This is a genomic window from Stenotrophomonas sp. 05L414_2 (genome assembly GCF_056397905.1).
The window spans coordinates 1-6,232 of the sequence record NZ_JBFTOJ010000210.1; the positions used below are offsets into that span (position 1 = coordinate 1).

The 6,232-nt window shown below is 66.0% G+C and carries 5 protein-coding genes and 1 pseudogene; 1 reads left to right on the forward strand and 5 read right to left on the reverse strand.

Translation table 11 applies throughout. The features are described 5' to 3' along the window. Together smeE and smeD are read right to left on the reverse strand one after the other, a co-directional pair. A pseudogene (gene smeE, locus AC1DJN_RS19925) lies at window positions 1-1,780 on the reverse strand (multidrug efflux RND transporter permease subunit SmeE); the annotation flags it as partial. Window positions 1,781-1,792: 12 nt separating this feature from the next. Beyond that, window positions 1,793-2,974: a multidrug efflux RND transporter periplasmic adaptor subunit SmeD gene (gene smeD, locus AC1DJN_RS19930; RefSeq protein ID WP_032976547.1), complete on the reverse strand. Its 1,182-nt coding sequence runs from the start codon at window positions 2,972-2,974 to the stop codon at window positions 1,793-1,795. A 226-nt stretch (window positions 2,975-3,200) separates the two neighbouring features. Here smeD and smeT point away from each other — a divergent pair, with 226 nt between their 5' ends. Continuing rightward, window positions 3,201-3,860: an efflux transporter SmeDEF transcriptional repressor SmeT gene (smeT, locus tag AC1DJN_RS19935; RefSeq protein ID WP_025877280.1), complete on the forward strand. Its 660-nt coding sequence runs from the start codon at window positions 3,201-3,203 to the stop codon at window positions 3,858-3,860. Window positions 3,861-4,024: 164 nt separating this feature from the next. Here smeT and hslU read toward each other — a convergent pair whose 3' ends face one another. From hslU to AC1DJN_RS19950, 3 genes are all read right to left on the reverse strand, one after another. Further along, window positions 4,025-5,401: an ATP-dependent protease ATPase subunit HslU gene (gene hslU, locus AC1DJN_RS19940; RefSeq protein ID WP_025877282.1), complete on the reverse strand. Its 1,377-nt coding sequence runs from the start codon at window positions 5,399-5,401 to the stop codon at window positions 4,025-4,027. A gap of 76 nt (window positions 5,402-5,477) precedes the next feature. After that, window positions 5,478-6,029: an ATP-dependent protease subunit HslV gene (gene hslV, locus AC1DJN_RS19945; RefSeq protein WP_025877284.1), complete on the reverse strand. Its 552-nt coding sequence runs from the start codon at window positions 6,027-6,029 to the stop codon at window positions 5,478-5,480. Window positions 6,030-6,103: 74 nt separating this feature from the next. Beyond that, entirely contained in the window at window positions 6,104-6,223 is a 120-nt protein-coding gene (locus AC1DJN_RS19950; RefSeq protein ID WP_478039922.1) for a DUF3079 domain-containing protein, read from the reverse strand. Window positions 6,224-6,232: the final 9 nt, after the last annotated feature.

Here is a 6,232-nt window from a genome sequence, read left to right on the forward strand (position 1 = left end):
ATTCCAGCGTGCGCTCCTGGGTTGCGCCCACCGGCGCCTGCACCAGCGCCATCAGCACGCCCTGGTCTTCGTTGGGCAGGAACGAGCTGGGCAGGCGCACGAACAGCACGCCCATCAGCAGGAACAGCGCGGCCACGATGCCCATGAACCGCCACGGGCGATGCAGAATGCCGCGCACGCCGCGCTGGTAGCTCTCGCTGGTGCGGTCGAAGCCACGGTTGAAACCGTTGAAGAAGCGACCGGCGAAACCGCGGTGGGCGACATGGTGCTCRCCCTTCTTCAGCGGCTTGAGCATGGTGGCGCACAGCGCYGGSGTSAGCACGATSGCSACCAGCACCGACAACGCCATSGCCGASACGATSGTCGCAGAGAACTGCCGGTAGATCACGCCGGTGGAGCCGCTCATGAAGGCCATCGGCACGAACACCGCCGACAACACCAGGCCGATACCCACCAGCGCGCCGGTGATCTGGCTCATCGACTTGCGGGTGGCTTCCAGCGGCGACAGGCCCTCTTCGGACATGATGCGCTCGACGTTCTCCACCACCACGATGGCATCGTCCACCAGCAGGCCGATGGCCAGCACCATCGCGAACATGGTCAGCATGTTCACCGAGAAGCCCAGCACCGACAGCACGCCGAAGGTACCCAGCAGCACCACCGGCACGGCGATGGTCGGGATCAGGGTGGCGCGGAAGTTCTGCAGGAACAGGTACATCACCACGAACACCAGCACGATCGCTTCGASCAGGGTCTGSACCACGCCCTTGATCGACACGSGCACGAMCGGGGTGGTGTCGTACGGGATCTCGGCCTTCAGGCCGGCCGGGAAGAAGCCTTCCAGTTCCTTCAGCGTTTCATCGACACCGGCAGCGGTATCCAGCGCGTTGGCGCCGGTGGCCAGGGTGACCGCCAGGCCGCTAGCCGGCTGCCCGTTGTAACGGGTGACGAAGTCGTACGACTCGGCGCCCAGCTCGACGCGGGCTACATCGCCCAGGCGCAGTTCGGCACCGTCCTGCGCACCGCGCACGATGATGTTGCGGAACTGTTCCGGGGTCTGCAGGCGCGACTGCGCGTTGATGGTGGCGTTGAGCTGCTGGCCCTTCACCGACGGCGCACCACCCAGCTGACCGATGGCCACCTGCGCGTTCTGTGCCTTCACCGCAGCGACCACTTCCGGCACCGACATGCCGTAGGTGTGCAGCTTGTTCGGGTCCAGCCAGATGCGCATGGCGTACTTGCCACCGAACACCTGGATGTTGCCCACGCCCGGAACGCGGCTGAGACGGTCCACGACRTTGGAACCGACGTAGTCGGMGATGTCGTTGGCRTCCATGCTGCCATCTTCGGACACGAACGCGATGACGTTCAGGAAGCCCGAGCTGGACTTGGCCACGTTGATGCCCTGCCGCTGCACTTCCTGCGGCAGCAGCGGCATCGCCAGCTGCAGCTTGTTCTGCACCTGCACCTGGGCGATGTCGGGGTTGGTCCCGCTCTCGAAGGTCAGGGTGATGGTGGCCTGGCCGTTGGACGAACTGTTGGAGGAGAAATAGATCAGGCCATCAAGGCCCTTCATGTTCTGCTCGATGATCTGCGTCACCGAGTCTTCGACCACCTTGGCCGAAGCACCCGGGTAGCTGGCGCTGATTTCCACCGCCGGCGGTGCGACGTTGGGGTACATYGAGATCGGCAGCTTGAACAGGGCCAGGCCGCCGGCGAGCATGATGATGATCGCGATGACCCACGCGAAGATGGGTCGATCGATGAAGAAACGTGCCATGGAGTTCTCCGCTTACTTCGCGCCTGCGGCCGCAGCTGCAGGTTGGGCGGCGGCCGGCTTGGCCGGGGCGGCGCCCTGTTCGGTGGCATTCACGGGCATGCCCGGGCCGATCTTCTGCAGGCCTTCGACGATGACCTTGTCGCCGGCCTTCAGGCCGTCCTCGACCAGCCACTTGTCGCCGACGGTGCGGCTGACCTTGACCGGGCGCACTTCGACCTTGTTGTCCTTGCCGACCACCATTGCACTGGTATCGCCCTTCGGATCGCGGGCGATGCCCTGCATCGGCACCAGCACCGCATCGCTGCGCACACCGCCGCCGATCACCGCGCGCACGTACATGCCCGGCATCAGCAGGCCATCGGGGTTGTCGACCCTGACCCGCAGCGCGAAGCTGCCGGTGGCCGGATCGACGCTGACTTCGGAGAACTCCAGCGTGCCCTTGTGTTCGAAGGTGCTGCCGTCTTCCATCAGGATGCTGACCGGCGTCTGCTGGTTGTCCTGCAGGCGGCCGGCGGCCAGTTCGCGGCGCAGCTGCAGCAGCTCGGCCGAGGACTGGGTCAGGTCGACGTAGATCGGGTCCAGCTGCTGCACGGTTGCCAGCGCCGTGGCCTGGCCGGCGCTGACCAGCGCGCCCTGGGTGACGCTGGACTTGCCGATGCGGCCGCTGATCGGCGCGGTGATGCGCGCATAGCCGAGGGTCACGTTGGCGGCATCCAATGAGGCCTTGGCGGCGCCGACATCGGCCTCTGCCTGCTTCTGCGCAGCCACGGCGTTTTCCAGATCCTGCTGGCTGACCGCGTCGACCTTGGCCAGCTCGGTGATGCGCTTGGCGCTCAGCCGCGCCGCATTGGCGGTGGCTTCGGCGCGGGCCAGCTGTGCACGCGCACTGTTGGCCTGGGCGCGGTAGCTGGCGTCCTCGATCTGGTACAGCGGCTCGCCGGCCTTGACCATCCCACCCTCGGTGAACAGGCGCTTGGCGACGATGCCGTTGACCTGCGGGCGCACTTCGGCCACCAGGAAGGCGTTGGTGCGGCCCGGCAGCTCACGGGTCAACCCGACGGTCTCGGACTTCAGCGTGACCACGCTGACCTGGCCCGGTCCCTGTTCGGGTGCCTGGGGTTGGCCGCCACAGGCAGCGACGGTGGCAGCGATCGCCAGCGACAACGCGAAGGGTCGGATTCGGCTCAGCAACATGATGGGAATGGCTCTTGAAGGGAGGGATCTCAGCAGGTGCTGATACGACGGACCCTCCCCTTGCAGGAGTAAGTCCGCGCGAACAGCGCCCACCCGCGTGAAGTGGGAGCCAGGACGGGCCTGCCACGCACACGACGGGAATGATGGGACGGAAATATACATACATGCGTGTTTGTTTGTAAAGCAGTACAATTCAGCCACGTTTCACCCGCACTCGTACCCGCTCATGGCCCGCAAAACCAAAGAGGACACCCAGGCAACCCGCGAAGGCATCCTGGATGCCGCCGAAGCCTGTTTCCACGAACACGGCGTGGCCCGGACCACGCTGGAGATGATCGGTGCCCGCGCCGGCTACACCCGCGGCGCCGTGTACTGGCATTTCAAGAACAAGGGCGAGGTGCTGACCGCGATCGTCGAACGGGTGCACCTGCCCTTCATGCAGGAGCTGGAGCGCACCTCCACCGACCAGCGCGACACGCCGGTGCATGACCTGCGCGCGGTGATGATCCACTCGTTCATCGAGCTGTCCGAGGACGAGCGCCTGCGCAAGACCATGGAGATCATGCTGCGCAGCGATGCCTCGGCCGACACCAGGGTGCTGACCGAACTGCAGCAGAGCGGTTTCCGCGATGCCCTGGACCGGATGGAACGCGCCCTGCGCCGTGCCCAGGACCTGGGCCAGCTGCGCGACGGCGCCGACCCGAAGATCGCCGCGCGCATGCTGCACGCCACCGTGCTCGGCGTGCTGCACGGGGCGATGGTCGAACCGGACCTGATGGACCTCAAGCGCGACGGCATGCTGGCGCTGGACATGACCCTGGCCGCCTACGTGAAGGAAGGCGTGTTCGTACCGGGTTCGGTGCCCGAGCCGCTGCCGGAGGCGTGACGGCGCCGCCGGGCATGGCCCGGCGCTACCGCAGATTCGGCCACAAAGGTAGCGCCGGGCCATGCCCGGCGAGTACGTAACGGGTCGGAGCCCTCGCCATGGCGAGGGATCCGACCCTGCATAACGAAAAAGGCCGCCTTTCGGCGGCCTTTTCGCATTCCCGGTTACAGGATGTAACGGCTCAGGTCCGGGTCCTGCACCAGTTCACCCAGGTGCGCATCGACATAGGCACTGTCGATGGCCAAGGTTTCACCATCGCGGTCCGGTGCTTCGTAGCTGAGCGAATCCAGCAGGCGCTCCAGCACGGTATGCAGGCGGCGCGCACCGATGTTCTCCTGGCGCTCGTTCACCTGGAAGGCGATCTCGGCCAGGCGGTCGATGGCATCGGTGGTGAAGCTGACCTTGACGCCTTCGGTGGCCAGCAGCGCTTCGTACTGCTTGGTCAGCGCAGCCTTCGGCTCGGTCAGGATGCGCACGAAATCAGCCTTGCTCAGCGCACCCAGCTCCACGCGGATCGGGAAGCGACCCTGCAGTTCCGGGATCAGGTCGCTGGGCTTGGCCAGGTGGAACGCACCCGATGCGATGAACAGGATGTGGTCGGTCTTGATCGTGCCGTACTTGGTGGACACGTTGGAACCTTCCACCAGCGGCAGCAGATCGCGCTGCACGCCTTCGCGCGAGACATCGCCACCGCCCACGTTGTCACCCCGCTTGGCGACCTTGTCGATCTCGTCGATGAACACGATGCCGTGCTGCTCGCAGGCCTCGATCGCGGCGGTGCGGATGTCATCCTCGTTGACCAGCTTGCCGGCCTCTTCCTCCTGCAGCAGCGGACGCGCGGCCTTGATGGTCAGCGTGCGCTTGTGGGCCTTGGCGCCACCACCGAGGTTGGCGAACATCGACTTCAGCTGCTGGCCCATTTCCTCCATGCCCGGCGGGGTCATGATGTCCATGCTGACGTTGGCAGTCAGGTCGAGCTCGATCTCGCGATCGTCCAGCTCGCCGTTGCGCAGCATCTTGCGGAACTTGATGCGGGTCTCGTTGTCCTGCGCCGACGGTTCGTTGCGCGCAGCCTCCGGGTCGAAGCCGATGCCACCGCTGCGGCGCGGCAGCAGCGCATCGAGGATGCGGTCTTCGGCGCGCTCTTCGGCCTGCGTGCGCACGCGCACCTTGGCCTGCTCGCGGTACAGCTTGACGGCGGTATCGGCCAGGTCACGGATGATCTGCTCGACATCCTTGCCGACATAGCCGACTTCGGTGAAGCGGGTCGCTTCGACCTTGACGAACGGCGCGTTGGCCAGCGTGGCCAGGCGGCGCGCGATCTCGGTYTTRCCGACGCCGGTCGGGCCGATCATCAGRATGTTCTTGGGCATGACCTCGTTGCGCAGCTCGGGCTGCAGCTGCATGCGGCGCCAGCGGTTGCGCAGGGCGATGGCGACCGCGCGCTTGGCGTCGTGCTGGCCGACGATGTGCCGGTCCAGCTCCTGCACGATCTCGCGCGGGGTCATGGTGGCGGAGGAAACTTCGATCTTGTGCGGCATGGGTGTGCTCACGAATGCGTTGTCGGTAGCGCCGGGCCATGCCCGGCGGATCAGGAATGTGTGTGACGGTTCCCCGTCACAACTCCTCGACCACCACGTTGCGGTTGGTGTAGATGCAGATGTCGCCGGCGATGTTGATCGCTTCGCTGGCGATGGTGCGTGCATCCAGTTCGGTGTGCGCCATCAGCGCGCGTGCAGCGGACAGCGCATACGAGCCACCGGAACCGATGGCGATGATGCCGTCCTCCGGCTCGATCACGTCGCCGGTGCCGCTGATGATCAGCGAGGTTTCCTTGTCGGCCACCGCCAGCAGGGCTTCGAGCTTGCCGAGGCGGCGCTCGGTGCGCCAATCCTTGGCCAGTTCCACCGCGGCACGCTGCAGCTGGCCATGCTTTTCCAGCTTGGCTTCGAACAGCTCGAACAGGGTGAAGGCATCGGCGGCGGCACCGGCAAAGCCGGCCAGTACCTGGCCATCGCGGCCAAGGCGGCGGACCTTGCGTGCGTTGCCCTTCATCACCGTGTGGCCGAGGGTGACCTGGCCGTCGCCGGCAATGGCCACGTGCTCGCCGCGACGAACGCAGACGATGGTGGTGGCGTGGAAAACGGTGGGATTCTGACTGGGGTCCATGCGGCCTCCGATAGCTGTTCACGGGACATGGGGACAGCCGCCGAAGCGATCAAGCCCGCACCGATAGCTGCCGTTCAGCGCTTGGCATGCGATGGCCGGCCCGGATTGGGTTCAATGCCCCACGCCACGTACCAGTCCTCACCCTGCGTCTCGATCGGGTGCTGGGTGCGGCCCGAGCCGTTGCCACAGGCCAGTGCGTCGGC